This is a genomic window from Actinoplanes sp. NBC_00393 (assembly GCF_036053395.1).
Classification (GTDB): domain Bacteria; phylum Actinomycetota; class Actinomycetes; order Mycobacteriales; family Micromonosporaceae; genus Actinoplanes.
Genome location: NZ_CP107942.1, coordinates 7,066,113 through 7,090,406 on the forward strand (window position 1 = coordinate 7,066,113; position 24,294 = coordinate 7,090,406).

Sequence of the window (24,294 nt, forward strand, 5' to 3'; positions counted from 1 at the left end):
GCCGCCGGCCGTCGCTGAAACCAGCGCTCGGAACGGTCGGAGGGCGCGCGAGGTCGACCGCCTGGGCGGTCGCCGTCGACAAGCATACGCCAACCGCCGCGACGACTCCGGCCGGGCGGTCGGGCCCCGGGCGGCCCAGCGGCCCTTATCACACCGGAGCGGGCTGGAAACGGTCATCCACAATCCCGCCGAACACACAGGGGGCCGCGCGGCGAAACCGGATTCCTGGCACGGTCCGGCCCCATGACGACTGAGCGACGGGCGGTCGGCGCCTACGGCGAGCGGCTGGCCGCCCGGCACCTGCAGGAGATCGGTCTGGTGCTGCTGCACCGCAACTGGCGGTGCAGCGACGGCGAGGTGGATCTCATCCTGCGCGACGGCGACGACGTGGTCTTCTGTGAGGTGAAGACACGCCGCACGGCGACCTTCGGCCCGCCGGCCGCCGCGATCGATCCGCGCAAGGTCCGCAAGCTGCGGCTTCTGGCCGGCCGGTGGTTGGCCCAATCGGGGGTACGCGCGGAGCACGTCCGTTTCGACGTGGTGGAGGTGCTTCCGCAGCGCCGTGGCGCTGCTCGGGTCGTACACATCCGGTCGGCCTTCTGATGAGCTATGCCCGCGTGCTCTGCGTCGGCCTGGTCGGTGTCACCGGTCACCTGGTCGAGGTGGAGGCCGACCTCTCCGCCGGCCTGCCGGCGCTGGTCCTGACCGGCCTGCCGGACACCGCGCTCAACGAGGCCCGCGACCGGGTCCGCGCGGCCGTGGTCAACTCCGGCCAGGACTGGCCGAACCGCCGCATCACCGTGAATCTCCTCCCCGCGGCGCTGCCCAAACAAGGCAGCGGATTTGATCTGGCGATTGCCGCAGCGCTGCTCGCCGGCGCCGGTGACCTGCCGCCGGCCCCGCTGGACGGGGTGGTGCTCCTCGGCGAACTCGGTCTCGACGGCGCGGTCCGCCCGGTGCGCGGCGTCCTGCCGATGGTCGCGGCGGCCGCCCGCGCCGGCATCACCCGGGTCATCGTGCCGCTCGGCAACGCCCGGGAGGCCACGGTGGTGCCGGGCGTGACGGTACGCGCGGTCGACTCCCTGCACCGCCTGGTCGAATACGTCCGGGGCAGCGCGCCTCTGCTGGATCCGCCACCCGCACCGCCGGCGCCCCCGCCCACCGGACCCGACCTGGCCGACGTCGCCGGCCAGCAGACCGCCCGGTACGCCCTGGAGATCGCCGCTGCCGGCGGGCACCACCTCGCCCTGTTCGGCCCACCCGGCGCCGGCAAGACCATGCTCGCCGAGCGCCTCCCGTCGATCCTGCCGGAGCTGGACGACGAGGCCGCCCTCGAAGTCACCGCCCTGCAGTCGATCGCCGGTGTGCTGCCGCCCGACGGCCGGCTGGTCCGCCGCCCGCCGTTCCAGGCGCCACACCACAGCGCCAGCCTGGCAGCCCTGATCGGCGGCGGCACGGGCCTCGGCCGACCGGGCGCGCTGTCGCTGGCTCACCGAGGTGTGTTGTTTCTGGATGAAGTACCAGAAATGGCGCGGACGACGCTGCAGGCGCTGCGCCAGCCACTGGAGAGCGGCCGGGTCGTGCTGTCCCGGGCCCGCGGCACCACCGAGTTCCCGGCGCGGGCCCAGCTGGTCGTGGCGGCCAACCCATGCCCGTGCGCCTCCCCCGCCGGCGACCACGTCTGCAGCTGCAGTCCGATCGTGCGGCGCCGCTACCTGGGACGGCTCTCCGGCCCGCTGCTCGACCGGATCGACATCACCCTCACTGTGCTGCCGTTGACCGCGGCGCAGCTGATGGGTTCCTCCGAACCGGCCGAATCATCCGTCGCTGTCGCGGCCCGGGTGGCCCGCGCCCGGGCCGCCGCTGCGCAGCGCTGGGCCGGCGGCGGATGGCGGGTCAACGCCGAAGTGCCCGGGCCGCATCTGCGCAGACCACCCTGGCGGTTGCCGCCACGGGACACCGAGATCCTGCACCGGGCCATGGACCGCGGCCGACTGTCCGCCCGCGGTTTCGACCGTATTTTGCGCCTGGCCTGGACCGTTTGCGACCTGGACGGCCGTTGTAGCCCGAACGCGGACGACGTGAGCGAGGCCTACCAGCTCCGCATGGGCGAACTACTGGAACGCCGTCCCTGACCCCCCAAACCACAGTCAGCCTCGATCCGATGGGAGAAGTCATGAATGCCCTGCCCGGCACTGTTATCACGCGGTGGTCCGGATGAGCGGCGCCACTCTTGAGGAACGGGCTGCCAGGGTCGCGCTGACCTGGCTCGCCGAACCGGGCAACCGAACAGTGTGGACCCTGGTGCAGCAGGCCGGCGCGGTTGCGACACTGCAACACGTCCTCGACGGTGACGTCCCCGACGGCCGCCTGCGCTCGGCCGTCAAAGCCCGCACCGCGGTCGGCGACCCACGACGGATCGCCGAGATCGCCCTGCGCCGGGCGGAACGGCTCGGTGCCCGGCTCGTCGTACCGGGGGATGACGAATGGCCGAGCCGGGTGGACGATCTCGCCGGGCTGGAGTTGGACACCGGCGGTCGCATCAACCAGGACACCCGGCCGCCGCTGTGCTTCTGGGTGCGCGGCGTCTGGCCGCTCGAGGCGACCCTGGAACGGTCGGTGGCGATCGTGGGCGCGCGGGCGGCGACCAGTTACGGCGCGCATGTGGCAACCGACATGGCGTTCGGACTGGCCGAACGAGATTGGACGGTGCTCTCCGGGGGTGCCTTCGGTGTCGACGCGGCCGCTCATCGCGGGGCTCTTGCCGCTGGTGGTCGTACCGTGGCGGTCCTTGCCTGTGGGGTGGACCGGCCCTATCCGGTCGGCAACTCCGCCATGTTCGAGCAGATCATCGAGCAGGGCCTGCTGGTCAGCGAATGGCCGATCGGCGCCGAACCGCTCCGGCACCGCTTCCTGATCCGCAACCGGGTGATCGCGGCGGTCACGGCCGGCACCGTCGTGGTGGAGGCGGCGGCCCGCAGCGGCGCGACGCAGACCATGAGCCGGGTGCTGGCGCTGAACCGGCCCGCGATGGTCGTACCCGGGCCGGTGACCTCCGCGATGTCGGTGGGCTGCCACGAGATTCTGCGCGGCAACCCGTACTCCCGGCTGGTGACCTCCGCCCTCGACGTGCTCGAGGAGGTCGGCCGGATCGGCGAGTACCTGGCGGAACCACCTCGCGGTCCGGAGCACCGCCGGGACAATTTGGACGAGGAGTCGGCGCTGGTCCTGGAAGCAGTGCCACCGCGCGGTACGGCTACGCCCGAAGAACTGGCTGCGGCTGCCCGGATGAGCCTGCGCACCGTCCTCCGGCGGCTGTCATTGCTCGAGGTGGCCGGTCTCGTCACCCGCAGAGATGGCGGCATCGCCCTGGTCTCGGAGAAGCCACCGGAGTCGACCGATCCGATCTAGACCGTCCCCTGTTCGACGCACGGCGACCGTCCCTTGTTCGGCGCACGGCGACCGTCCCTTGTTCGGCGCGCGGCGGCCGTCCCTTGTTCGGCGCGCGGCGACCGTCCCTTGTTCGGCGCGCGGCGACCGTCCCTTGTTCGGCGCACGGCACAGCGGCGGCCGGCCCGTCGGGCTGTCCGGTCACCACGAACCACGTGGTGACCCGGCGCCCCGGGCCGGTCGCACGGCCGCGCCGTCGTGGCGGCGCGGGTACTGCCTCAGTCCTCGGACTCGTCCAGATCACGGCGATGGACCTTCATCCACGCCTCCACGTCGTCGGTGAGCCAGACCTTGCCTTGGGCCAGGTCGGCGACCGGCTTCGGAAAATCGGCTCGACTCGTGATCTGGTAGGCCCGCTGCCGGCTGACTCCGCCCAGTCGGATGCGGATCTCGTGCGCGCCCATGAGTCGGATCGGCTTCACTCCCACATGATCGACCGTAGGCGCGGGACTATTAGTCGATAATCAACTTGATAGGAGACAGCTAGTCCTTAAGCAAGTACTCTGTGCCTATGACTAGACGGCAACAGACAACCGGTCCCGTCCCGCATTCCCCCAGGCACCGCCGTGATTGGCGGACCTTGTGGCGTCGTTGCATATGCGGCCTGCCGGCCCCGTGCCTCGACAGCCGCGTGCCGACGGCGCCTCTGCCCTTCCCGCCCGTGCCTGATTCCGCACTCCGCCAACTTCCCGCCGCGGGTCGTTCTCCGTCAGCCCTCGAACCCACCTCCCACCAACCCACCACCGTCCAGCCCACTCCGCCGATGATCGAAGCCGCCCACAACCGACCGACCGCGCCCGAGCTCTCTTCGCCGGCGATCGACTCGGCGCGCAACCAGCCGGTCGCGCCTCAGCCCTCCCCGGCGGCCGGTGAATCCGAGCGCGACCACCCGCACGCACCGGCCGCTGAATGTGGGCACAACCAACCGAACACGGCTCCGTCCTCTCCGTCCGCCACCGAACCCGGGCCTGACGCCCTGGGCACCTCGGCGCCCTTCCCGGCGGCTTCCGGGTCCGCTCGTCGCCGGGATGCGACATCGCGCCGTGGGATCTACCGATCGAGGCAGGCACGGCCCGACGCGGAATCGAGCCCCAGCAGCCGCGGAGCTGACACCACTCCTAGATCTCCGCATCCCGAGTCGGCCATCGGTCGTGCCGGGCGTCTGACACCCGCACAGCAGCATCGGGTGGGGCAGAGCTCGCTATTCCGGCGCCGCCAGAAACATGGTCGCTGACGAGTCCGCAGAGGACGGCGGCATAGGCAGTGCCTAAGCAGGCCCGGTGAGGCCGATGTCGCAACCGCCCTGGATAGGCCGAGCGGATCCACTTCGCCGCGACAGACCGACGAGATCGCACCCCTTGGCTGCGGCCCGACAAAACGGATTCCGCGCCTTCAGGCAGGCAAGGCCTTCGGGCGGATGCGGTCCTCGGTCCGACAGAACTTCCTGCGGACGCAAGCCACGAACAAGGCCGCAGGCAAAAAGGCGGTCCGGCGTGACGGTGCCCTCGGGCGGGCGCAGTCCTCGGGCGGGCGCAGTCCTCGGGCGGGCGCAGTCCTCGGGCGGGCGCAGTCCTCGGGCGGGCGCAGTCCTCGGGCGGGCGCAGTCCTCGGGCGGGCGCAGTTCACGGACGGACAGGGTCCTCGGCGGATGCGGCCCTCGCACGGACAAGACCTCCGGGCCGACGCAGTCCACGAACAAGGCCTTCAGGCGGAAGAAGGCCTCAGAGACGGCGTAGTCCTAGGCGGGCAGGAGCCTCAGGCGATCAGAACGCTCGGGTAGGTAGGACCGTCAGACGGGGCCAGCACTGTCGAGCGGGCCGGACCTCGGGCGCGCAGGACCGTCGAGCGCGCAGGACTTTCGGGCGAACAGGACCTCCGGGCAACCAGGACCGTCGAGCGAGCAGGACCGTCGAGCGAGCAGGACCGTCGAGCGAGCAGGACGTTGGGCGGATCCGGTCTTCGCGCGGACAAGGCCTTGAGGCGGGCAGAGTTCACAGGTCGGCCCCGGGTTCAGCGGCAACACCGACCAGCAACAGCGCCTTGAGGCGGACGAGATCCTCAGGCAAGCAAGGCGCAAGACGGCGCAGCGCGGTCAAGCAGCGCCTTCAAGCGGACAGCACACGCGAACAGGCGGAGCCTTCAGGCGGAGAAGGCCTCGGGTGATCAATGCCTTCTGCTGGAGCCGGCCTCGAACAGGTACGGCAACAGCTACGGCCTTCGGACGCACATGGCCCTCCAACAAGGCGGGCTCTGAGGCCCAATACACGGCCCCTGAGGCAACAAGGCTTCACGCAAGCGAAGCCCTTCAAGCAGGCATCCGGGGAGTGTCGACCGACTCCGCCCCCTCGACAGCCCACCCGGACCCACCCTCAGGAGCGAGCTTCCAGCAGAAGGGCGCTTCGACATAAGCCATTCGGCGGGCGCGCGGCCGCAGTGCCCGCAGGCCAGGCCGCCTCAGCGCAGCGAGGCATCCGCGACTGACCGCGGGGACAAGCAGCCGAGTCTCCTCAGCGCCTGCGCAGCGAGCCTCCGGTGCGCGGCATGCGTGATCCAGCCGCCCCACGACGCAATTAACGAAAGCCGGTGAAGGGAACGCATGACTACTACAGTCGGCAACACCGAGCACTTTCACACGCGTCCCCAGTGGACGTGCAGCGTCTGTGCGCAGGCATGGCCATGTGACAGCGCCAAGGTCAATCTGCTCGCTGAGTACCGGGCCTTCCCCTCCCTGTTGAAGGTCTACCTATCCGCGCAGATGTACGACGCTCTGGATGATCTGACCGCGGAGGGCGGGGCACCACCCAACCTTTACGAGCGTTTTCTGTCCTGGACGCGAGTCGGGCCGTCGGTGCTCTGAGGTGAGCTGGATGCCACACGCGCCGGCACTTCGGCTTCGCGTAGCTCGAGCCACGCTTCAAATCGCCGGTGAGCGGCAACGGAGAGAAACGGGCGACGGCCACGCCTTGGCCGGCACGCAGCCAACCTCGGCGACAACCGCCGCCCGCCCTGCCACCCAATCGAGCTCGGCCTTCTCGGTGCGGCAAGGTCTATTGTAGTAACGTAAGCCCGTAGGGACAACATGACGGAGCTACGTGGGCACGTAGGATAATCGTCATGATCGATCATTCTGCCGACCGCGCGGTCTTCCGCCAGCTGGCTGACCTGCTGCGCCGGCAGATCGAGTCCGGGGAGCTGGCGCCCGGCGAGGCCCTTCCCAGCGAGCTGCGTCTTGCGGACGACTACCGGATCAGCCGCACCACGGTGCGACAGGCCATCGGCCAGTTGCGCTCCGAAGGGCTGGTCACAGTGGACCGGCCGCGCGGCACCTTCGTGCGCATCCCCGAGCCGGTCGAGGTGATCACACTGGCCCGCGGCGACCGCGTCAGCGCCCGCATGCCAACCGACACCGAGCGCCGCAAGTATCGGCTCCGCGACGGCGTTCCGGTGCTCGTCGTAACCGCTCACGACGGCACCGAGACAGTCCACCCGGCCGACCGCTTCCAGCTCACCCGCCCCTGAACGACCGGCCTCAGGACACACCGCCCAAGCCGCATCTGCTCCCCCACACGAGCTCCTCATCCGACGGCGGTCAGGTTCGGTGAGACCGGGCAGATCCAGCTGCGGCGGCGATCGGTGCGGCCTGGTATCAGCCAGGCCCGGCGGGTCCGAAGGCACCACGCCCGGCAGGTAGGCACGCGCGGCAGTTGGGCAAGTACGGCAGATCGGCAAGTACGGTCGGCAGGCAGGCAAGTCCGGCAAGCCTGGCAGGCACGCTTGGCGGACGAACCGGCAGGCACGCTTGGTCGGCAGGCTCGGCAAGCAGGCCCGCAGGCATGCCCGGCAAGTAGGCCGCGGGTAGACAAGCGGACCCGGCAAGCACGTCCGGCAAACCGGCAAGCCGGCAGGCGTGAGCCATCGCCAGCCCACCGGCTCGGACGGCCCGCGAGGTCGGTGTGGGAGCGGGTCAGGTGCGGGTGCGGCGGCGGTAGCCGTGGCCGGTGTGCCAGGACTCGATGACCAAGTGGTCGGCGGGCACTCCGACATAGGTCAGCGACACCTCGCGGATGTCGATGCGGAAGAAGCCGGCGTCCTCGTGTGGGTTGTCTGGAGGTGGTGGGGTCTCCACCGCCAAGCCGGCGAGTTTGGCGTCGCCGGGGCCCGTCTCCGGGTGGTCTTCCGGCGGCTCGAGAGTGGGGCTGTGCATGGCCAGCCGTGGGTCTCGGCGCAGATCACGCAACTTCACCGAATCCGACATCATCCCGAAGGTGATCTCGCCGTCGGTGAACTGGGCCTCGCAGGCGCTGATCCGGGGTGAGCCGTCCTGCCGGAGGGTGGCGATGGTCTTGTTGGTGCCGGCGTCGAACCTGGCTCGGACCTTTGCTGCGAACTCGGGTGCTTCCTTCTCGATCTCTCCCCAACTTGCCATGCCCCTGAGGCTAGACCTGGGGTGTGACAGGAACACCGGATCCGCTTGACGCCATGATCCTGATCGGGGGACGGTCGGAGGTGATGCGTATCCGGGAGATGCACCAGACCCTGCCGCCGGCTCTCCGTGAGGCGGTGGACGACTTCGGGACTCATCTGGCCGGTGTGGACGGCCGGTCGCAGCACACCGTCCGTGCTTATGTCGGTGATGTCGTCTCGCTCCTCGACCATGCGGCGCGTGAAGGCCGCACGACTGTTGCTGAGCTTGACATCGCGGTTCTTCGCGGCTGGCTGGCCGCGCGGCTGAGCGGTGGCGCCGCTCGTACCTCGCAGGCGCGACGGGCCGCGGCGGCCCGGACCTTCACCGGCTGGGCGCATCGCACCGGGCGCGCCTCGGAGGATCCGGGGGCGCAGCTCGCGAGCCCGCGGGCGCACCGAGGGCTTCCCACGGTCCTCCGCGCTGATCAGGCCGCCGATCTGATGAGCGCCGCCGCCGGGCCCGGGCACCAGACCGCACACGGCACAGTCGCGGAGCGCGAAGGAATCCACAGCACGCAAGGAACGCATCGCGAGCCAGACGCGGATGACGGGCATGGGGAGCCTGGTACGGAGAACGCGCTGGGTGGGGAGGTGGGGGCCGAGGGGGACGTTCTGGCGATCAGGGACCGGGCTGTGCTGGAGATGTTGTACGCGACCGGCGTACGCGTAAGCGAACTCTGCAACCTCAACCGCGCTGATGTGGATCATGGGCGGCAAGTGGTGCGGGTTTTCGGCAAGGGGGCCAAGGAACGGGCCGTCCCCTTCGGGCATCCGGCACGGCGGGCGCTGGAGGACTGGCTGCGTCTGGGGCGGCCTGAGCTGGCTGCACGCTACAGCCGGGATGCGCTTTTCCTCGGGGCCAAGGGTGGGCGCCTGCAACCGACCGTGGTCCGGCGGATTGTGGCTCGGGCGGCGCAGGCTGCGGGGCTGCCGCACACCAAGCCGCACGATCTGCGGCATTCGGCTGCCACGCACCTGCTTGACGGGGGTGCTGACCTGCGGGCCGTGCAGGAACTGCTGGGGCACAGTTCGCTGTCGAGTACGCAGATCTACACGCACGTGTCCACCGAGCGGCTGCGTGCGGCCTTCAATCAGGCGCACCCGCGGGCATGAGACCGTACGATCCGAAGATGAGCGCCGAAGATCCGCCACGGTCCATTCCCGGCGCCCGGCTTCTGTTCTCGCTGGATCCGGCGGTGTCCTATCTCAACCACGGGTCGTTCGGCGCGGTCCCGGTCGGGGTGCAGCGCACCCAGCAACGGCTGCGGGACGAGATGGAGGCGAACCCGCTGCGGTTCTACGGGACCGGGCTGCTCGACCGGATCGCGCACACGCGGCGGCATCTGGCGGGATTTCTGGGCGCCGACCCGGACGGGAGCGCCCTGGTTCCGAACACGACTGCCGCGGTGTCGCTGGTTCTGCAGTCGGTGCGGCTGGGCGCCTCCGACGAGGTGCTGATGACCGATCAGATGTACGGGGCGGTCGCGCTGGCCGTACGCCGGCAGTGTCGCCGCTCGGGGGCCAGCGCGCGCACGGTGGCGGTGCCGCTCGGGGCGCCGGCGCGGGAGGTGGTGTCCCGGATCCGGGCGGCGCTGCGGCCCGGCCGGACCCGGCTGCTGGTGGTCGATCAGCTGGCGTCGGCCACGGCTGCGCTCTTTCCGGTACGCGAGATCGTCGCCGCCGCCCGCGAACACGACATCCCGGTGCTGGTCGACGCGGCGCACGTGCCCGGGATGCTGCCGGTGGACGTGAGTGCGATCGGGGCCGACTTCTGGGTCGGCAACCTGCACAAGTGGGGTCTCGCGCCGCGGGGCACCGCGCTGTTGAACGTCGCTCCGGCCTGGCGGCGCCGGATCGACCCGCTGGTCGTGTCCTGGGATCAGGAGGAGGGTTTCCCGAGGTCCGTCGAGTATCAGGGGACGATCGACTACACCCCGTGGCTGGCGGCTCCGGCGGGGATCTTCACCCTGCGGACGCTCGGGCTGGAAGCGGTCCGGGAGCACAATGCGGCGCTCGTCGCGTACGGCCAACGGGTTGTCGGTGAGGCCCTCGGCCTCGCGCCCGCTGACCTGCCTGACCCCGGCGGACCCGGGGTTTCGATTCGTGTCGTGCCACTGCCTTCGGGGCTGGCGACCACGGTGCCGGAGGCGCACGCGCTGCGGCAGCAGATCTCCGACAAGCTGGCGGTGGAGACCGCGGTGAACGCGTGGGGCGGGCGTGGGCTGTTGCGGTTGAGCGCGCAGGTCTACAACCGGCCGGAGGAGTATCACCACCTGGCCGAGCATCTTCCCGCGTTGTTGAGCGAGTTCAGGAGTCGCTGAGCGGCAGCAGGCGGACCCGGCCGAGGCCGAGGAGGGCGAGCGGGTCGAGGTAGACGGCGCCCCGCCGGAGGCCCCAGTGCAGGCAGGCGTTCTCCGGGCAGCCGGGATGGCCGGCGCCGACGGTGCCGAGCGGCTGGCCCGCCGATACCTGATCACCGAGGGTGACCGTTGCGGTTACCGGCTCGTAGGTGGTGCGCAGGCCGTTCGGGTGGGCGACGCTGACGACACCGCGGCCGGCGAGGATCTGCGCGTAGACGACCGTCCCGGCGCCGGCGGCCCGGACGGTTGCGCCGGGAGTGGCGGCGAGGTCGACGCCGCGGTGACCGGCCAGCCACTGCTGGGCGGGCGGATCGAACCGGCGAACCACGCGCGGCGGCTCCACCGGCCAGCGATATCGGGAGACCGGGACAAAGGCGAGCGAGGCCGGAGGAGCCGGCGCCGCCGAAACAAAGACCGGAACAAAGGCAGGAACGGCCAGAGCCAAAGCGGACGTCAGGACAACAGGAAGCATGCGGGCAGCCTGCCCGCCCGACTTCCCGCCCGCGACCGCCCCTGTGGACGGCCGCGAACTGTGGAAAACCCGCTATCCCCCGAACCCAGCATCATCCGGCAGCGAAATGTCCGGCTTCTCCAGCTCCTCGACGTTCACATCCTTGAACGTCATCACCCGCACGTTCTTCACGAACCGCGCCGGCCTATACATGTCCCAGACCCAGGCGTCGTGCATCTCGACCTCGAAGTACACCTCGCCGTCGGAGTTGCGCACATGCAGGTCGACCTGGTTGGCCAGGTAGAACCGGCGCTCGGTCTCCACCACGTAGGAGAACTGTCGGACGATGTCGCGGTACTCCCGGTAGAGCTGCAGCTCCATCTCGGTCTCGTACTTCTCGAGATCCTCTGCGCTCATCGCTTCTCGCCCTCCATGGCCTCATCTTCCCCCACCGACGGCGACGGCTGAGGCTGCTCGCCCGACGCCACGCCGACGGTACCCTCAGCTGTCCCCGGAAGCAGCAGCGGCTCCGTAACGGATACGTCGAACAGCGCCGCTGGGGTCTCCACCGGGCGGCGTGCCCGCGGGGGCCGGTTTCCACGGCCGGATGCCGCGGCGACATTGACGTACGAGAACCGGTGCTCGGCGCACGGCCCGTGGCGGAGCAGCGCGGCGCTGTGCTCGTCGGTGATGTAACCCTTGTGCACGGCGAAGCCGTAGTGCGGGAACTGCTCGTCCAGCTCGATCATGAGCCGGTCCCGGGTGACTTTCGCCAGCACGCTGGCGGCGGCGACGCAGGCCGCGACCCGGTCACCCTTCCACACCGCGAGGCCGGGCACGCCCAGGCCGTCGACCGGGAAACCGTCGGTCAACACGTACTCCGGGCGGACGGTGAGCGAGGCCAGCGCGCGGCGCATCGCCGCCAGGTTGCAGACGTGCAGGCCGCGCGCGTCGACCTCGGTCGGCGGAATGATCATCACGGACCAGGCCAGCGCCCGCTCCACGACGTGCTCGTAGACCCGGTCCCGGGCGGCAGCGGTCAGCAGTTTCGAGTCGGCCAGGCCGGGAATCTCGCCGCGCTTGCCCTCCGGCAGGATCGCGGCGGCGGCCACCAGCGGACCGGCGCAGGCGCCGCGGCCGGCCTCGTCGGCGCCGGCCACATGCCGGAAGCCCCGGCGCTGCAGTGCCTGCTCCAGAGCGTAGAGCCCGGCCTCGCGGCGAACCACGGTACGAGGTGGGGCCAGCATCAGCAGCACCGCCGCAACAGGTCGGCCAGATCGAGCGGGAAGATCTGCTCGGTGCTCGCCTCGATCTCGGCCGCCGACCACCATCGGTGCTCGGTGATGGTGAGTTTCTCCTCGGCGTCCATCCCGGCCGTGTCGACCTGCCAGTCGGCCACCCGGAGCAGGAAGAAGTCCTGCTCCTGGCGGTAGTCGCGACCGTCGTACGAAAACTCGGTGGTCTCGTGCCAGACCGGCTCGCCCAGGTCGCCCGGTGTCACCCGCAGCCCGGTCTCCTCGAACAGCTCGCGGGCCGCCGCCTCGGCGACGGTCTCGCCGTCGGCGAGGCCACCACCGGCGGTGAACCACCACCGCTGCTCCGGCCGGGCCGGATCACCGCCGTGCAGCAGCAACACCCGGCCCGCGAGATCGACGAGGAGGACGCGGCCGGCGCGCCGGTCAATCACGGTCACGTGACAAGCCTATTGCGCTCGTGGTGGACCCGGCGACCCGGCCGAGCTTCCTCGCAGCGGAAAACCGAAGCAACCCCGAACTACTTCCCCGAGGCGGCGTTCGGGATCGCGTCGTACGTCTCCGGCACCGACAGCCAGGAGGCCCGGCTGGCCGGCCAGAAAATCGTGAAGGCGCGCCCGACGACCGAGTCGACCGGCACCGTGGCGTCATCGATCTTGCCGGCCTCGTCGGTGGCCGTGCTCTGCTCGTAGTGCTCCAGGGAGTCGCCGGACGCCTCCCGGTGGTCGCCCATCACCCAGAGCCGGCCCGCCGGCACGGTGATGTCGAACTCCTGGTCGGCCACCTGATTCCGGGTGCCGTCGGTCTCGGTGTAGATGTACGGCTCGTCGAGCGAGACGCCGTTGATCTGGAGCCGCTGCTGTTCGTCGCAGCACACCACGTTGTCGCCCGGGGTGCCGATGACGCGCTTGATGAAGTCCTCACCCTCGGCGCCGGACTGCCACTCCTTGGGCGCCTTGAAGACCACGATCTCGCCCCGGCGCGGGTCGCGGAAGTCGTAGACGAGCTTGTTGACCAGCACCCGGTCCCACACGTTGAGGGTGTGCTCCATCGACGGCGACGGGATGTAGAACGTCTGGAGCACGAACGCGCGAACGAGCACCGCAACGAGAATCGCGACACCCAGGAGGATGGGAAGCTCGCGCCAGAAGGAGCCCCGGCGCTTTTCGGTCTGCTCGTCAATCACGCTCGGAGCCTACGTCGTCGAGTCACGAACGACATGCCGGAACGCGCGGATAAAGCCACTCCGATGAGAAGCGGCAAAACGTTCGCAGCGACGACCGGGTCGGCTTTGGGCTGCGGTTGCGGTTTCGCCCCGGCCGCGGTCGGCTGGTCCGCGGCGAACTGTTTCCACACGTCCGGGACGCTCAGACTGTTGAATCGGTCACTCGGCCAGACCACCACGAAGGCCCGCCCGATGATGTTCTCGATCGGCACCGGGCCCTGGCAGCGCGCGTCCTGGGAGACCGAGCGGTGGTCGCCCATCACGAACATCTGGCCGGCCGGCACGGTGACCTCGGCGAACCGGCGGCTGGTGCACTGACCGGCGATCGGCGGCTGGTTCAGGTCGGAGTTGAAGCCCTCACTGATGTACGGCTCGTCGATGCCGACCCCGTTGACGGTGATCCGGCCCTGCTCGTCGCAGCAGGCCACCTTGTCACCCGGAAGGCCGATCACCCGTTTGATGAAGTCGCGCTCGCCGGGGCGGCTGATGCCGACCAGGTCGCCGACCGTGCGGCCGAGTTTCGCAATGAAGGCGTCACTGACCGGTTCGGTGACCTCGGGCGCCCAGTCCTCGGTGCCGCGGAAGACCACGATCTCGCCGCGCAGCGGGTCGCGCATGTCGTAGACGACCTTGTTGACCAGCACCCGGTCGTTGACCTCGAGGGTGTTCTCCATCGACCCGGACGGGATGAAGAACGCCTGGACCAGGAAGGTGCGGATCAGCACCGCCAGGCAGAAGGCGACCACGAGCAGCAGCGGCAACTCCTGCCAGAGCGGCATCTCCTTGCGCCGGGAGATCCCACGCCGCCGCCGGGCCGTCGGCCCGTAGCCTTCCATCGGTTCCACGCTTCGCATCTCCCGCCGTCCGCCGGCCGAACCGTCCCCGGATACAGCACTACCGCCCGAGTTTCCCGGCTAGGGGAAGTTACGGGCGGTAGGACTGGAATGGTTCACCAGAACCGTCCGGCACAGGCGCAAGCGTAGTTCGCCCGCGCCCGTTCGTGCCGTATCGGAGTCGATCAGACGGTCTGCTTCTCCCGCAGCTCCTTGATCTTGGCCTTCTTGCCGCGGAGCTCACGCAGGTAGTAGAGCTTGGCGCGACGCACGTCACCGCGGGTGACGACCTCGATCCGGTCGATCGCCGGGCTGTTGATCGGGTAGGTCCGCTCGACACCGACGCCGAAGCTGATCTTCCGAACCTTGAAGGTCTCGCGGAGGCCGGCGCCCTGGCGGGCGATCACGACGCCCTGGAAGACCTGGACACGGGACCGGTTACCTTCGACGACCCGGCCGTGCACCTTGATCGTGTCACCGGCGCGGAAGCTGGGAATGTCGGTGCGCTGCGACTGGGCGTCGAGAGCGTCCAGCGTGTTCATCGCTGCATCCTCGTCGTACTAGGCGCACCGGGAGTCGGTGCGCGGATGGGTGATTCTGATCTTCCCTGACCTCAGAAGATCCTCGTCCCGGCTCCGCGGCGCGAAGCTGAGACGGCAACCTCACTACTCTGCCACACGCGGAGGCGGGATCTGAAATCCGCCCTCGGCCAGCGCCTTCCGATCCTTCTTGTCCAGATTCTCCGGCGGGTAGGCGGCCCACATGTCGGGGCGGCGCGAGGCGGTCCGGAACATGCTCTGCTCGCGGCGCCAGCGGGCGATCCGGCCGTGGTCGCCGGAACGCAGCACGTCCGGCACCTCCCGGTCCCGCCAGGACTGCGGCTTGGTGTAGACCGGGGCCTCCAGCAGGCCGGCGGCGTGCGACTCCTCGGTGAGCGACTCGGCGTTGCCGAGCACCCCGGGCAGCAGCCGGGTGACCGCTTCCATGATCACGATGACCGCGACCTCGCCGCCGAAGAGCACGTAGTCGCCGAGGGACACCTCACGCACCGGCATCCGGTCCGCCGCGTCGTCGATCACCCGCTGGTCGATGCCCTCGTACCGCCCGCAGGCGAAGACCAGGTGGTCCAGCTCGGCGAGCTGGTGGGCGTCGGCCTGGGTGAAGGGTTTGCCGACCGGCGACGGTACGACCAGAGTCGCCTCCGGCCCGGCGACAGCGTCCAGTGCCTGCCCCCACGGTTCCGGCCGCATCACCATGCCGGGACCACCGCCGTACGGGGTGTCGTCGACCGTACGGTGCACGTCCTGGGTCCAGGTGCGCAGATCGTGGACCGCCAGCTGGAGCACACCGGTCGTCCGCGCCTTGCCGATCAGCGAGAGGTCGAGCGGGGCGAAGTAGTCCGGGAAGATCGAGATGATGTCGACCTTCACAGATCCAGGAGACCTTCCGGGAGATCGACGATCACGCGGCCGCCGGCGATGTCGACGGTCGGGACCATCACCGTGACGAACGGGATCAGAGCCGTCCCGCCGCCGGTCCGGGCCAGCACGATCAGGTCGGAGGACGGGGCGTGCTCGATCCGCTGCACGGTACCCAGCGCCGTGCCGTCGACCGACTCCACGCGCAGCCCGACGAGCTGGTAGTCGTGGAACTCCTCCGGGTCCTCCGGGGGCGCCAGATCGGCGCTGTCCACCTGGAGGTAGACGCCGCGCATCGCCTCGGCGAGGTTGCGGTCGTAGATGCCCTCGAAGAGCGCGATCCCGCGGCCCTGATGCCAGCGGATCTGCTCGAGGACGAGTTGCTTGGGAACTTCCCACTGAGCACCGGGGGTGGGCGCTGCCGCCGGGCCGGCGCTCACCCGGCGGTCCCGGGGGACCTCCGTGATGAACACCGACCCGGTCGTGAAGCGTTCCTCGGGCTCGTCGGTCCGCACGACCACCGAGACCTCGCCCCGGATGCCGTGCGGCTTACCGATCTGGCCGACGACGAGCAGCATCGATCAGTACGCGTCGACGATGTCTACGCGGATGCCGCGGCCGCCGATCGAACCGATGACCTGACGCAGAGCCTTGGCCGTACGCCCGCCGCGCCCGATGACCGTTCCCAGGTCCTCCGGGTGCACGCGAACCTCGAGCCGCTTGCCGCGGCGCGAGTCGACCAGCCGGACCCGGACGTCGTCCGGGTTGTCGACGATGCCCTTGACGAGGTGCTCCAGCGCGGGCCGGAGCGCCCCGTCAGCTCGCGTCGGCGCCGGCACCGGCCGGGTCCTGTGCAGTCTCGGCGACGGCCTCGCGGTTGGGCTCGGCCGGGTCGGCGGCCTTGGTCTGCGCCGGCTTGGCCTCGGCGGCCTCCGGAGCAGCGGCCTTCTTGCTCGACTTCGGCGCGGTGGCCGGCTTGGTGTCGGCGAGACCCGCGGCAGCCTTGGCCTCCGCCTCGTACACCTCGGTCTTGCTCTGCTTGCTCGGCGCGACCAGCAGCGGCGGCGGGGCCGGCAGGCCCTTGAACTTCTGCCAGTCGCCGGTCTTCTCCAGGATCCGCTGCACGGGCTCGCTCGGCTGCGCGCCGACGGAGAGCCAGTACTGAACGCGGTCGGACTTGACCTCGATCACCGAAGGGTGTTCCTTCGGCTGGTAGATGCCGACGTACTCGATGGCACGGCCGTCGCGCTTGGTGCGCGAGTCGGCGACGACGATGCGGTACTGCGGGTTGCGGATCTTGCCCATCCGCAGAAGCCGGATCTTAACGGCCACGGTGTATTCGCTCCTGATGACTGCGTGGGTTGAGCCGACCGGAACCCACGTGGGGATGCGGGACCGATGCCTCGTGGACTGGCGTCGCGATCAGGGGTTAGAGGGCGCCTGACGCATGCCGGATACCAACGAGCCATTCTGCCAGATCGCAGGCCGTGCCGCCCAACCGGGTCTCAACGCGCTCCGGGCCGGTCCCAGCCGGGCGGCATCTCGGTGGGCACCGGCCACGCCGGGTCCGGCTGGAAATCGGTCCAGGTGCCGTCGAACGGGAAGTCGCCGGCCTCGATCTTCTTGATCACCCGCCGGCCCTCCGCCCAGACCTCGTCCGGGGAAGGCACCCAGTAGTGCTCCGGCAGGGCGAGCCGCTCGGCGAACTCGTCCTCGTCCTTCCACTGCCACGACCGGTCCGGCGCGACCACCACGTCCAGGTCCTGATCGACCACGTCGACCCCGGCGAGGGCGCCGTCGTCCCAGCGGACCGCGTGCTCCTCGAGGTTGACGTACCACTCCTTGAAGACGCCCTCGTCGGTGCGGAAGAACCACACCGAGTGCTCACCCTCGGACGGGATGAACTTGAGGATGCCGGGGCCGTTCCACGCGGCCGGGACCAGCTTGTGCCCGACCGTCACCCACTCGGCGAACGGCATGCTGCGGACACCGCGGCCGTCGGTCGCCACCTCGATGATCGCCGCCGAGCCGCGGGCCAGCCAGAGCAGCAGGCCACGCTCGTCGTCGGAGACCACCCGGCAAAGCCGGACGTTCACCAGCCGGCCCGCCGAGAAGTTGCGGTAGACGAGGGGCCGGCCTGGGTCGAAAATCACAATCAGTACGAACGACCGAGGTACGCCACCAGGTCCGGTTCCTCGTCGGACTCCGGCATCGTCCCGTCCTGGCGGGTCAGGCAACGGACCGTGACGGCCTTGCCGTTCGCCTCCTTCTCGCCGGCCTCGCCGACCGCCGACCACGGCACCCGGGCCCAGCCGGTCTGCGACGCCTCGAGCGCCTCACCGAGGGTCTTCACGTCGACCGTGTGCTCCTCGCGGAACGCCAGCGCGTCGTCGTAGAGCCGCTGCTGGTCGGCCTTGAGGGCGGCGACGACATCGTTCGCCACCTCGGCCAGGGCGATCGGCGACTTGCTGCCGTCGATCCGGCGGGCCACCACGGCATTGCCGTTGGCCAGGTCACGCGGGCCGACCTCGACGCGGATCGGGATGCCCTGGAGTTCGGCGTCGACGGCACGCCGGCCGAACGGGATGTCGGCACGATCGTCGAGCTTCACCCGTACACCCGCGGTCTTGAGGTCGTCGCGCAGCTTGGCCGCTGCTTCCGCGACGCCCTCGCCGGCCTTGACCACCATGATCTGGACCTGGATCGGCGCCAGGCGCGGCGGCAGCCGCAGCCCGTTGTCGTCGCCGTGCACCATGATCAGGCCGCCCACCATGCGGGTCGACGTGCCCCACGAGGTGGTCCAGGCGTGCTCGACGGTCCGCTCGGCCGACGAATAGGTGATGTCGAAGGCCTTCGCGAAGTTCTGCCCGAGCTCGTGCGAGGTGCCCATCTGCAGGGCCTTGCCGTCGCGCATCATGGCCTCGACGGTCATCGTGTTGGTGGCGCCGGCGAACCGCTCACCCTTGGTCTTGCGGCCGGGCACCACCGGGATGGCCAGCATCTCGGTCATGAACGCCTCGTAGACGTTCTTGTGGATGTCCCGGGCATGCTCGCGGGCGTCGGCCTCGGTGGCGTGCGCGGTGTGCCCCTCCTGCCAGAGGAACTCGGTGGTGCGCAGGAAGGTGCGCGGCCGCAGCTCCCACCGGACCACGTTGGCCCACTGGTTGAGCAGCAGGGGCAGATCACGGTACGAGTCGACCCACTTGGCCATGAACTCGCCGATCACCGTCTCGCTGGTGGGACGGACGACGAGCGGCTCGGCGAGCTCCTTGCCACCGGCGTGGGTGACCACGGCCAGCTCCGGCGAGAAGCCCTCCACGTGGTCGGCCTCGCGGCGCAGGTAGTTCTCCGGGATGAAGAGCGGGAAGTACGCGTTCTGGACGCCCTGCTCCTTGATGCGGGCGTCCATGTCGGCCTGCATGCGCTCCCAGATGGCGTAGCCGACCGGCCGGATCACCATCGTGCCGCGCACCGGGCCGTTGTCGGCGAGCTGCGCCTTGGCGATCAGGTCCTGGTACCAGCGGGGAAAGTCCTCCGCACGGGGAGTGAGCACGCGAGCCATGAGCAGACATCCTAGTCTCGGCCGCCCTGCAACCCTCGGGGTGGGCGTCCCGTGTCCCTCAACGGAGACGAACGGGGTGATGGATGGACTTCGACGGGTTCTACCGGGACACCTCCCGGCGGTTGATGCGATACGCGTACGGCCTGACCGGGGACGCCGGTGAGGCCCAGGACCTGGTGCAGGAGGCGTACGCCCGGGCCTGGCAACGCTGGCGCCGGGTCTCGAGATACGAGGATCCGGAGGCCTGGCTGCGGCTGGTGGTGAACCGGCTCTCCACCGACCGGTGGCGCCGGCTGTTCGTCCGGCGCGACCGGGCCGCGGCCGAACCACCGCGTCCACCGGTCGCCCCGCCGTCGGAGAACACCGTGCTGCTGGTGGCGGCCATGCGGACGCTGCCGGCCGCGCACCGCAACGCGCTGGCGCTGCACTACCTCCTCGACCGGTCGATCGCCGACATCGCCGCGGAGACCGGCGTCTCCATCGGCACCGTCAAATCGTGGTTGTCCCGCGGCCGGGCCGGCCTGGCGACCGCACTCGAACCTGCTCTTCTGCCGGAGGGAACGTCCGATGCCCACTGACCTCGACGAACTCTTCCAGGGGCTGAGCCGCCAGGCCGATGCCATCCCGATCGCCCCACCGGAAGCGGCCCGGCAGCGTGGCCGGCAGCTCCGGCGGAGCCGGCTCGTGGCCGCCGCCGTCGCCGTGTGCCTGGTGGCGGGTGGCGTCTCCGGGCTGGTGAACCGCCCCGCCCGGCAGGCCGACCCGGCAGACACGCCGTCCCACCGGGAATTGCCGGACGTCGGCTCCCCGATCGACCTCGGCAAACCGGTCACGGTCGACTACTCGATGACCGCCGGCGGACGGGTCTTCAGCCTCTGGCAGGCCACCGACGGCACCATCAACCTGCTCGCGGCCGACCTGCACACCGGTGCACGGGCCTGGATCGCGCGGCGTCCGGCGAAACCGGACACGTTCCCGTACATGTACGTCATGAGCCAGGGAATCGCGCTGGTCACCGAGGGCAAACTGTCGGTCTACGACAACGCGGACGGGAGGCTGCGCTGGGAGCTGCCCGTCCCCGAGGCCGACCGATTCCTGGTGCAGAGCCGAGCCGTGGTCCGGTGGTCCGCGGAGACCGAGCGGATCGAGGCGTTCGATTGGGCGGGCGGGAAGCGACTCTGGTCGCAGGCGACGCCCGGCGAGAAGCCGCGCGGCCTGACCACCCTACGGTCCGGCGACGAGTTCCGGCCGGAGGACCTCATCGGTGAGCAGGTGCTCCGGATCTCTGCCGCCGGCCAGGCCCGCGTCATGGACATCGACACCGGCACTGCCGGCCTGACCTTGAGCCTCCCCGGGCCGGCGGTGGACGACCGGATGGTCATGGCCGTCAAGGGATGGGTGATCAGCCAGGAGACGCAGCCGGACCGGAGCGGTTACCGGCTGCACGCCACCGACACGCGCACCGGCACCACACGGATGATCGCCGACCGGGCGATCGGGCACACCCTCAGCCATGCCGGCATGTGCGGCACGGACCGGTTCTGCGTGCTGGACGCGCAGGACGCCAAGACCACCCTGACCGCGATCGACCTGACGACCGGCACCCAGGTCTGGGAGGTACCCGCCCCGGACCATGCCTCGTCGATCGAGTCGCACGGCGGGTATGTGCTGACCGTCGGCGGCTCCGGCGCCCTCTACGACCGGAACGGGCAGGTGGTCTACCGGGCTCCGGACAGCGCGGTCGCCTGGCTCACCGCGGATTCGCTGTTGCGGGTGGCGGGCGGCGGCCCGGTCGAGAGGATCCGGGTCGCGGACGGCCACGTCGAGCCGGTCGGCACCATCCCACTGCAGATCGGGGCGTGCGCGGCGGTCCCGGACCGGCTGGCCTGCCCGACCTCGGACGGCCTGCGGATCTGGAGCCTTACCGGATGACCTGACCCTTCAGCACGATGCAGCTCGGCGCGCGGACCACCCTCAGGTCCGCGCGCGGGTCCGCCTCGTAGACCACCAGGTCGGCGAGCCCGCCCTCGACCAGACCGGAAAAGCCCAGCCACTCACGGGCCTTCCAGGACGCCGCAGCGAGCACGTCGAGCGCCGGGATGCCCGCCTCGTGCAGGTAAAGCATCTCCTCGGCGGCCAGGCCGTGCCGGATGCCGCCACCCGCGTCGGTCCCGACGTAGATCGGCACGCCGGCCTCGTGCGCGGCCAGCACCACCGACGGGAAGCGGTCACGCAGGTGGATCATGTGGTTCGCGTAGCCCTCGAACTTGCCGCGGGCCGCGTCGGCGATCTTCCCGAACGTCCGGATGTTGATCATCGTGGGGACCAGCGCGGTGCCACGCCGGGCCATCTCGTCGATCAGGTCCAGGGAGAGGCCGGTGCCGTGCTCCACCGAGTCCACCCCGGCGCGCACCATGATCGCCACGCCCTCCTCGGAGAACGTGTGCACCGCCGCGCGGGCCCCGGCCGCATGCGCAGCCTCGACCGCCGCCGCCATGGTCGCCGCGTCCCAGCTGGGCGCCAGGTCGCCGAGATCCCGGTCGATCCAGTCGCCGACCAGCTTCACCCAGCCGGTGCCGGCCTTCGCCTGTGCGGTGACCGCTTTCGCGACCTCGTCCCCCACCACCTCGACGCCGATGTCCCGCAGGTAGCGGCGGGGCGCGGCCACGTGCCGCCCGGCCCGCACCAGGCGCGGCACGCCCGGTTCGTCATCCAATTCGGGGTACGGGTACGGCGAGCCGGCGTCCCTGATGGTGAGAACGCCCGCGTCCCGGTCCTGGCCGGCCAGCTCACGCGCCTGGTCGACGCTCTCGATCGGCTTCGCCCCGTAGGCGATCCCGAGATGGCAGTGCGCGTCGACGAGCCCCGGGAGGATCCAGCCGCCGTCGCTGATCGTCTCGGCATCGGCCACCGGCTCGAAGGTGACCCGATCCCCCACCAGCCAGAGATCCCGGACCTCACCGTCCGGCAGAACCGTCCCGCGCACATGCAACGCCATGCAACAGTCCTACCTGATCAACCGTTCAGTTGTCCGGCCGGGCCATCGCGCCGAACTCATCTCGCCGGCCCGTCCAGGACGGAAGATCCAGCGTGATTTCCCATGGCCGGTCGACGGTGACTCGCTCATCTGTCTGCAGCAGCTTCTGATAGATCCCGTCCGAACCCAGGACGAACTGCGTGGATGTGATGCGCTCTGCCAACGGATCGACTATCCAGTAGTTCGGAATCCCGACATAGGCGTATTTCTTGAGCTTGCGGCCACGGTCAGACTTCCTGGAGGACCAGGAGATGATCTCGACAACCAAGGGCACGTCACCCGGCAGAACCGGTGAGCGCAACGCTGCCGAGCCGTGGATCAGCATGACATCGGGGCGCAACTCGTTGCGCCTATCCAGTTGGCCGGCCTGCTCGACATTGATCAAATAGTCGTCCGGGCAGTGCTCGTCGATCGCGCCGGCCACCCGGAAGCCGAGCAATTGATGAATAGGCAGTGCGAAGGGCGACAAGACGAGCCTTCCGTCGATCAACTCGTAGCGGAGATCCTCAGGAAGGTCCGCGATGTCGTCGACGGTCAGGTCGTCTCGCCCCAGCAGATGCTCGATCAAGTCCTGCTCGTTCAGGTGCGGCGCAGCGGTCATCGGCTCCTCCTCAACGGATTCACCTCTGACCATACTAGTCACCTAGCCACTAGCCCAATGCCTACTTGTCGTCCTTCGGCTTGCTCAGCTTGTTGAAGTCGAGTTTCGGCAGCTTGAAGCCCGGCGGCATGCCGCCCTGACCGCCACCCAGCGCGCCCGGGTCCATGCCCGGCGGCAGCTGCGGCATGCCACCCGGGAAGCCGGCCGGCATCCGGCCACCGGCGGGCCGCGGCCGGTTGTTGCCGCCCTTGCCCTTGCGCTTGTTCTTCGAGCTCTTGGTCGCGCTGCGGCGCGAGCCCGGCAGGCCCATCATGCCGGTCATCTGCTTCATCATCTTCTGCGCGTCGGCGAAGCGGTTGAGCAACTGGTTGACGTCCATCACGGTGACGCCGGAACCGTTCGCGATGCGCAGCCGGCGCGAGGCGTTGATGATCTTCGGAGTGGTCCGCTCCTGCGGGGTCATCGAGCGGATGATCGCGGTGACCCGGTCGAAGTGGCTGTCGTCGAGCTCGTCGAGCTGGCCCTTCAACTGGTTCATCCCGGGCATCATGCCGAGGATGTTGGCGATCGGGCCCATCCGCCGGACCGCGATCAGCTGGTCCAGGAAGTCCTCCAGCGTGAACTGCTCGCCACCGAGCAGCTTGCTGGTCATCTTCTCCTTCTGATCCTCGTCGAAGGCCTGCTCGGCCTGCTCGATGAGGGTCAGAACGTCACCCATGCCGAGGATCCGGCTGGCCATCCGGTCCGGGTGGAAGACGTCGAAGTCCTCGAGCTTCTCACCGGTGGAGGCGAACAGGATCGGCTCGCCGGTGACGTGCCGCACGGAGAGCGCGGCGCCACCACGGGCGTCACCGTCGAGCTTGGAGAGGACCACACCGGTGATGCCGACGCCGTCGCGGAACGCCTCGGCGGTCTGCACCGCGTCCTGGCCGACCATCGCGTCGATGACGAAGATGACCTCGTCCGGCTGGACCGCGGCGCGGATGTCGGCGGCCTGCTGCATCATCTCGGCGTCGATACCGAGGCGGCCGGCGGTGTCGACGATGACGATGTCCTTCGCCGTCCGCTTGGCGTGCTCGATCGAGTCCCGCGCGACCTGGACCGGGTCGCCGACGCCGTTGCCGGGCTGCGGCGCATACACATCCACCCCGGCCCGGCCGGCGAGCACCTGCAGCTGGTTCACCGCGTTGGGTCGCTGAAGGTCACAGGCGACCAGCAGCGGCTGGTGGCCCTGGCCCTTGAGCCAGCGGGAGAGCTTGCCGGCCAGCGTCGTCTTACCGGAACCCTGCAGACCGGCCAGCATGATGACGGTGGGCGGCTGCTTGGCGAACTGCAGCCGCCGCCCCTCGCCACCGAGGATGTTGATGAGCTCCTCGTGGACGATCTTGATGATCTGCTGCGCCGGGTTGAGCGCCTGGGAGACCTCGGCGCCGCGCGCCCGCTCCTTGAGGTTGGCGATGAACGCCTTGACCACCGGCAGCGCGACGTCCGCCTCCAGCAGCGCGAGGCGGATCTCGCGCGCGGTGGCGTCGATGTCGGCGTCGGTGAGCTTGCCCTTGCCGCGGAGCTTGGTGAAGATCCCGGAGAGGCGGTCACTCAAGGTGTCAAACACGGTGCGACTTCCCGTTGGTCGAAGGGTG

27 protein-coding genes are annotated in these 24,294 nt (G+C 69.8%); 9 read left to right on the plus strand and 18 right to left on the minus strand.

Features of this window, described 5'->3' with window-relative positions:
- Positions 1-243 precede the first annotated feature (243 nt).
- From OHA21_RS32660 to OHA21_RS32670, 3 genes are all read left to right on the plus strand, one after another.
- Positions 244-603, plus strand: coding sequence for a YraN family protein (locus OHA21_RS32660; protein ID WP_328461483.1), 360 nt, complete (start codon positions 244-246; stop codon positions 601-603).
- Positions 603-2,135 (plus strand): YifB family Mg chelatase-like AAA ATPase, encoded by a 1,533-nt coding sequence (locus tag OHA21_RS32665; RefSeq protein ID WP_328461485.1) that lies wholly within the window; start codon positions 603-605, stop codon positions 2,133-2,135. The genes OHA21_RS32660 and OHA21_RS32665 overlap by 1 nt, the downstream gene beginning before the upstream one ends.
- An 82-nt stretch (positions 2,136-2,217) precedes the next feature.
- A complete protein-coding gene (locus tag OHA21_RS32670; protein WP_328461487.1) occupies positions 2,218-3,411 on the plus strand; it encodes a DNA-processing protein DprA in 1,194 nt (397 codons plus the stop codon).
- A 257-nt stretch (positions 3,412-3,668) separates the two neighbouring features.
- Here the strand turns inward: OHA21_RS32670 and OHA21_RS32675 are convergent, their stop codons facing one another.
- Positions 3,669-3,854, minus strand: coding sequence for an AlpA family phage regulatory protein (locus OHA21_RS32675; protein ID WP_328478667.1), 186 nt, complete (start codon positions 3,852-3,854; stop codon positions 3,669-3,671).
- Between the two features lie 2,192 nt (positions 3,855-6,046).
- Between OHA21_RS32675 and OHA21_RS32680 the strand changes: the two genes are divergently transcribed.
- Entirely contained in the window at positions 6,047-6,307 is a 261-nt protein-coding gene (locus OHA21_RS32680; RefSeq protein ID WP_328461489.1) for a hypothetical protein, read from the plus strand.
- A 257-nt stretch (positions 6,308-6,564) separates the two neighbouring features.
- Positions 6,565-6,969: a winged helix-turn-helix domain-containing protein gene (locus OHA21_RS32685; protein WP_328461491.1), complete on the plus strand. Its 405-nt coding sequence runs from the start codon at positions 6,565-6,567 to the stop codon at positions 6,967-6,969.
- 445 nt (positions 6,970-7,414) lie between these two features.
- Here OHA21_RS32685 and OHA21_RS32690 read toward each other — a convergent pair whose 3' ends face one another.
- A complete protein-coding gene (locus OHA21_RS32690) occupies positions 7,415-7,876 on the minus strand; it encodes a pyridoxamine 5'-phosphate oxidase family protein (RefSeq protein ID WP_328461493.1) in 462 nt (153 codons plus the stop codon).
- A 53-nt stretch (positions 7,877-7,929) separates the two neighbouring features.
- Between OHA21_RS32690 and OHA21_RS32695 the strand changes: the two genes are divergently transcribed.
- Together OHA21_RS32695 and OHA21_RS32700 are read left to right on the plus strand one after the other, a co-directional pair.
- The gene (locus tag OHA21_RS32695; RefSeq protein WP_328461494.1) at positions 7,930-9,027 is read left to right on the plus strand and encodes a tyrosine recombinase XerC; all 1,098 of its coding nucleotides are present in this window, start codon (positions 7,930-7,932) and stop codon (positions 9,025-9,027) included.
- 17 nt (positions 9,028-9,044) lie between these two features.
- Positions 9,045-10,235, plus strand: coding sequence for an aminotransferase class V-fold PLP-dependent enzyme (locus OHA21_RS32700; RefSeq protein ID WP_328461495.1), 1,191 nt, complete (start codon positions 9,045-9,047; stop codon positions 10,233-10,235).
- Here the strand turns inward: OHA21_RS32700 and OHA21_RS32705 are convergent.
- The 13 genes from OHA21_RS32705 to proS all read right to left on the minus strand — a co-directional run bounded on the left by OHA21_RS32705 (position 10,222) and on the right by proS (position 19,016).
- Positions 10,222-10,746 (minus strand): murein hydrolase activator EnvC family protein, encoded by a 525-nt coding sequence (locus OHA21_RS32705; protein ID WP_328461496.1) that lies wholly within the window; start codon positions 10,744-10,746, stop codon positions 10,222-10,224. The genes OHA21_RS32700 and OHA21_RS32705 overlap by 14 nt on opposite strands.
- A gap of 72 nt (positions 10,747-10,818) precedes the next feature.
- Positions 10,819-11,142, minus strand: coding sequence for a DUF2469 domain-containing protein (locus OHA21_RS32710; protein WP_014447123.1), 324 nt, complete (start codon positions 11,140-11,142; stop codon positions 10,819-10,821).
- Entirely contained in the window at positions 11,139-11,972 is an 834-nt protein-coding gene (locus tag OHA21_RS32715; protein ID WP_328461502.1) for a ribonuclease HII, read from the minus strand. Before OHA21_RS32715 ends, OHA21_RS32710 begins: the two co-directional genes overlap by 4 nt.
- A complete protein-coding gene (locus OHA21_RS32720; RefSeq protein WP_328461504.1) occupies positions 11,972-12,418 on the minus strand; it encodes an NUDIX hydrolase in 447 nt (148 codons plus the stop codon). The genes OHA21_RS32715 and OHA21_RS32720 overlap by 1 nt, the downstream gene beginning before the upstream one ends.
- 80 nt (positions 12,419-12,498) lie before the next feature.
- On the minus strand, positions 12,499-13,164 hold the full coding sequence (lepB, locus tag OHA21_RS32725) for a signal peptidase I (protein ID WP_328461506.1): 666 nt from the start codon (positions 13,162-13,164) through the stop codon (positions 12,499-12,501).
- Entirely contained in the window at positions 13,161-14,057 is an 897-nt protein-coding gene (lepB, locus tag OHA21_RS32730; RefSeq protein ID WP_442874928.1) for a signal peptidase I, read from the minus strand. Before lepB (OHA21_RS32730) ends, lepB (OHA21_RS32725) begins: the two co-directional genes overlap by 4 nt.
- A gap of 164 nt (positions 14,058-14,221) precedes the next feature.
- A complete protein-coding gene (rplS, locus tag OHA21_RS32735) occupies positions 14,222-14,578 on the minus strand; it encodes a 50S ribosomal protein L19 (RefSeq protein WP_328461508.1) in 357 nt (118 codons plus the stop codon).
- Between the two features lie 123 nt (positions 14,579-14,701).
- Entirely contained in the window at positions 14,702-15,466 is a 765-nt protein-coding gene (trmD, locus tag OHA21_RS32740; RefSeq protein WP_328461510.1) for a tRNA (guanosine(37)-N1)-methyltransferase TrmD, read from the minus strand.
- Positions 15,463-16,029, minus strand: a complete 567-nt coding sequence (rimM, locus tag OHA21_RS32745) for a ribosome maturation factor RimM (protein WP_328478671.1) — start codon at positions 16,027-16,029, stop codon at positions 15,463-15,465. The genes trmD and rimM overlap by 4 nt, the downstream gene beginning before the upstream one ends.
- A 6-nt stretch (positions 16,030-16,035) precedes the next feature.
- The gene (locus OHA21_RS32750; protein ID WP_014447131.1) at positions 16,036-16,293 is read right to left on the minus strand and encodes an RNA-binding protein; all 258 of its coding nucleotides are present in this window, start codon (positions 16,291-16,293) and stop codon (positions 16,036-16,038) included.
- A complete protein-coding gene (gene rpsP, locus OHA21_RS32755) occupies positions 16,271-16,786 on the minus strand; it encodes a 30S ribosomal protein S16 (RefSeq protein WP_328461515.1) in 516 nt (171 codons plus the stop codon). The genes OHA21_RS32750 and rpsP overlap by 23 nt, the downstream gene beginning before the upstream one ends.
- Before the next feature lie 173 nt (positions 16,787-16,959).
- Positions 16,960-17,607 (minus strand): DUF402 domain-containing protein, encoded by a 648-nt coding sequence (locus OHA21_RS32760; RefSeq protein ID WP_328461517.1) that lies wholly within the window; start codon positions 17,605-17,607, stop codon positions 16,960-16,962.
- Positions 17,608-17,609: 2 nt separating this feature from the next.
- Complete coding sequence (gene proS / locus OHA21_RS32765) at positions 17,610-19,016, minus strand: proline--tRNA ligase (protein WP_328461519.1); 1,407 nt, start codon at positions 19,014-19,016, stop codon at positions 17,610-17,612.
- A gap of 83 nt (positions 19,017-19,099) precedes the next feature.
- Here proS and OHA21_RS32770 point away from each other — a divergent pair, with 83 nt between their 5' ends.
- Together OHA21_RS32770 and OHA21_RS32775 are read left to right on the plus strand one after the other, a co-directional pair.
- A complete protein-coding gene (locus tag OHA21_RS32770; RefSeq protein WP_328461521.1) occupies positions 19,100-19,594 on the plus strand; it encodes a SigE family RNA polymerase sigma factor in 495 nt (164 codons plus the stop codon).
- Complete coding sequence (locus tag OHA21_RS32775) at positions 19,584-20,948, plus strand: outer membrane protein assembly factor BamB family protein (protein ID WP_328461524.1); 1,365 nt, start codon at positions 19,584-19,586, stop codon at positions 20,946-20,948. The genes OHA21_RS32770 and OHA21_RS32775 overlap by 11 nt, the downstream gene beginning before the upstream one ends.
- On the opposite strand, the gene OHA21_RS32780 is transcribed toward OHA21_RS32775, so the two are convergent.
- The 3 genes from OHA21_RS32780 to ffh all read right to left on the minus strand — a co-directional run bounded on the left by OHA21_RS32780 (position 20,938) and on the right by ffh (position 24,266).
- Positions 20,938-22,014, minus strand: coding sequence for an amidohydrolase family protein (locus OHA21_RS32780; protein ID WP_328461526.1), 1,077 nt, complete (start codon positions 22,012-22,014; stop codon positions 20,938-20,940). The two genes, OHA21_RS32775 and OHA21_RS32780, sit on opposite strands and share 11 nt — an antisense overlap.
- A 25-nt stretch (positions 22,015-22,039) precedes the next feature.
- Complete coding sequence (locus OHA21_RS32785) at positions 22,040-22,654, minus strand: Uma2 family endonuclease (protein ID WP_328461528.1); 615 nt, start codon at positions 22,652-22,654, stop codon at positions 22,040-22,042.
- Between the two features lie 61 nt (positions 22,655-22,715).
- Entirely contained in the window at positions 22,716-24,266 is a 1,551-nt protein-coding gene (gene ffh / locus OHA21_RS32790; RefSeq protein ID WP_328461530.1) for a signal recognition particle protein, read from the minus strand.
- Positions 24,267-24,294 lie beyond the last annotated feature (28 nt).

Coding starts and splice junctions, on each gene's coding strand:
- OHA21_RS32670 (WP_328461487.1), top strand. CDS start 2,218: ATGAGCGGCGCCACTCTTGAGGAACGGGCTGCCAGGGTCGCGCTGACC.
- OHA21_RS32695 (WP_328461494.1), top strand. CDS start 7,930: ATGATCCTGATCGGGGGACGGTCGGAGGTGATGCGTATCCGGGAGATG.
- proS (WP_328461519.1), bottom strand. CDS start 19,016: ATGGCTCGCGTGCTCACTCCCCGTGCGGAGGACTTTCCCCGCTGGTAC.
- OHA21_RS32775 (WP_328461524.1), top strand. CDS start 19,584: ATGCCCACTGACCTCGACGAACTCTTCCAGGGGCTGAGCCGCCAGGCC.
- OHA21_RS32710 (WP_014447123.1), bottom strand. CDS start 11,142: ATGAGCGCAGAGGATCTCGAGAAGTACGAGACCGAGATGGAGCTGCAG.
- OHA21_RS32705 (WP_328461496.1), bottom strand. CDS start 10,746: ATGCTTCCTGTTGTCCTGACGTCCGCTTTGGCTCTGGCCGTTCCTGCC.
- OHA21_RS32715 (WP_328461502.1), bottom strand. CDS start 11,972: ATGCTGGCCCCACCTCGTACCGTGGTTCGCCGCGAGGCCGGGCTCTAC.
- lepB (WP_442874928.1), bottom strand. CDS start 14,057: ATGCGAAGCGTGGAACCGATGGAAGGCTACGGGCCGACGGCCCGGCGG.
- OHA21_RS32690 (WP_328461493.1), bottom strand. CDS start 7,876: ATGGCAAGTTGGGGAGAGATCGAGAAGGAAGCACCCGAGTTCGCAGCA.
- OHA21_RS32785 (WP_328461528.1), bottom strand. CDS start 22,654: ATGACCGCTGCGCCGCACCTGAACGAGCAGGACTTGATCGAGCATCTG.
- rplS (WP_328461508.1), bottom strand. CDS start 14,578: ATGAACACGCTGGACGCTCTCGACGCCCAGTCGCAGCGCACCGACATT.
- OHA21_RS32685 (WP_328461491.1), top strand. CDS start 6,565: ATGATCGATCATTCTGCCGACCGCGCGGTCTTCCGCCAGCTGGCTGAC.
- OHA21_RS32675 (WP_328478667.1), bottom strand. CDS start 3,854: ATGGGCGCGCACGAGATCCGCATCCGACTGGGCGGAGTCAGCCGGCAG.
- OHA21_RS32770 (WP_328461521.1), top strand. CDS start 19,100: ATGGACTTCGACGGGTTCTACCGGGACACCTCCCGGCGGTTGATGCGA.
- OHA21_RS32680 (WP_328461489.1), top strand. CDS start 6,047: ATGACTACTACAGTCGGCAACACCGAGCACTTTCACACGCGTCCCCAG.
- OHA21_RS32700 (WP_328461495.1), top strand. CDS start 9,045: ATGAGCGCCGAAGATCCGCCACGGTCCATTCCCGGCGCCCGGCTTCTG.
- OHA21_RS32665 (WP_328461485.1), top strand. CDS start 603: ATGAGCTATGCCCGCGTGCTCTGCGTCGGCCTGGTCGGTGTCACCGGT.
- OHA21_RS32780 (WP_328461526.1), bottom strand. CDS start 22,014: ATGGCGTTGCATGTGCGCGGGACGGTTCTGCCGGACGGTGAGGTCCGG.
- OHA21_RS32660 (WP_328461483.1), top strand. CDS start 244: ATGACGACTGAGCGACGGGCGGTCGGCGCCTACGGCGAGCGGCTGGCC.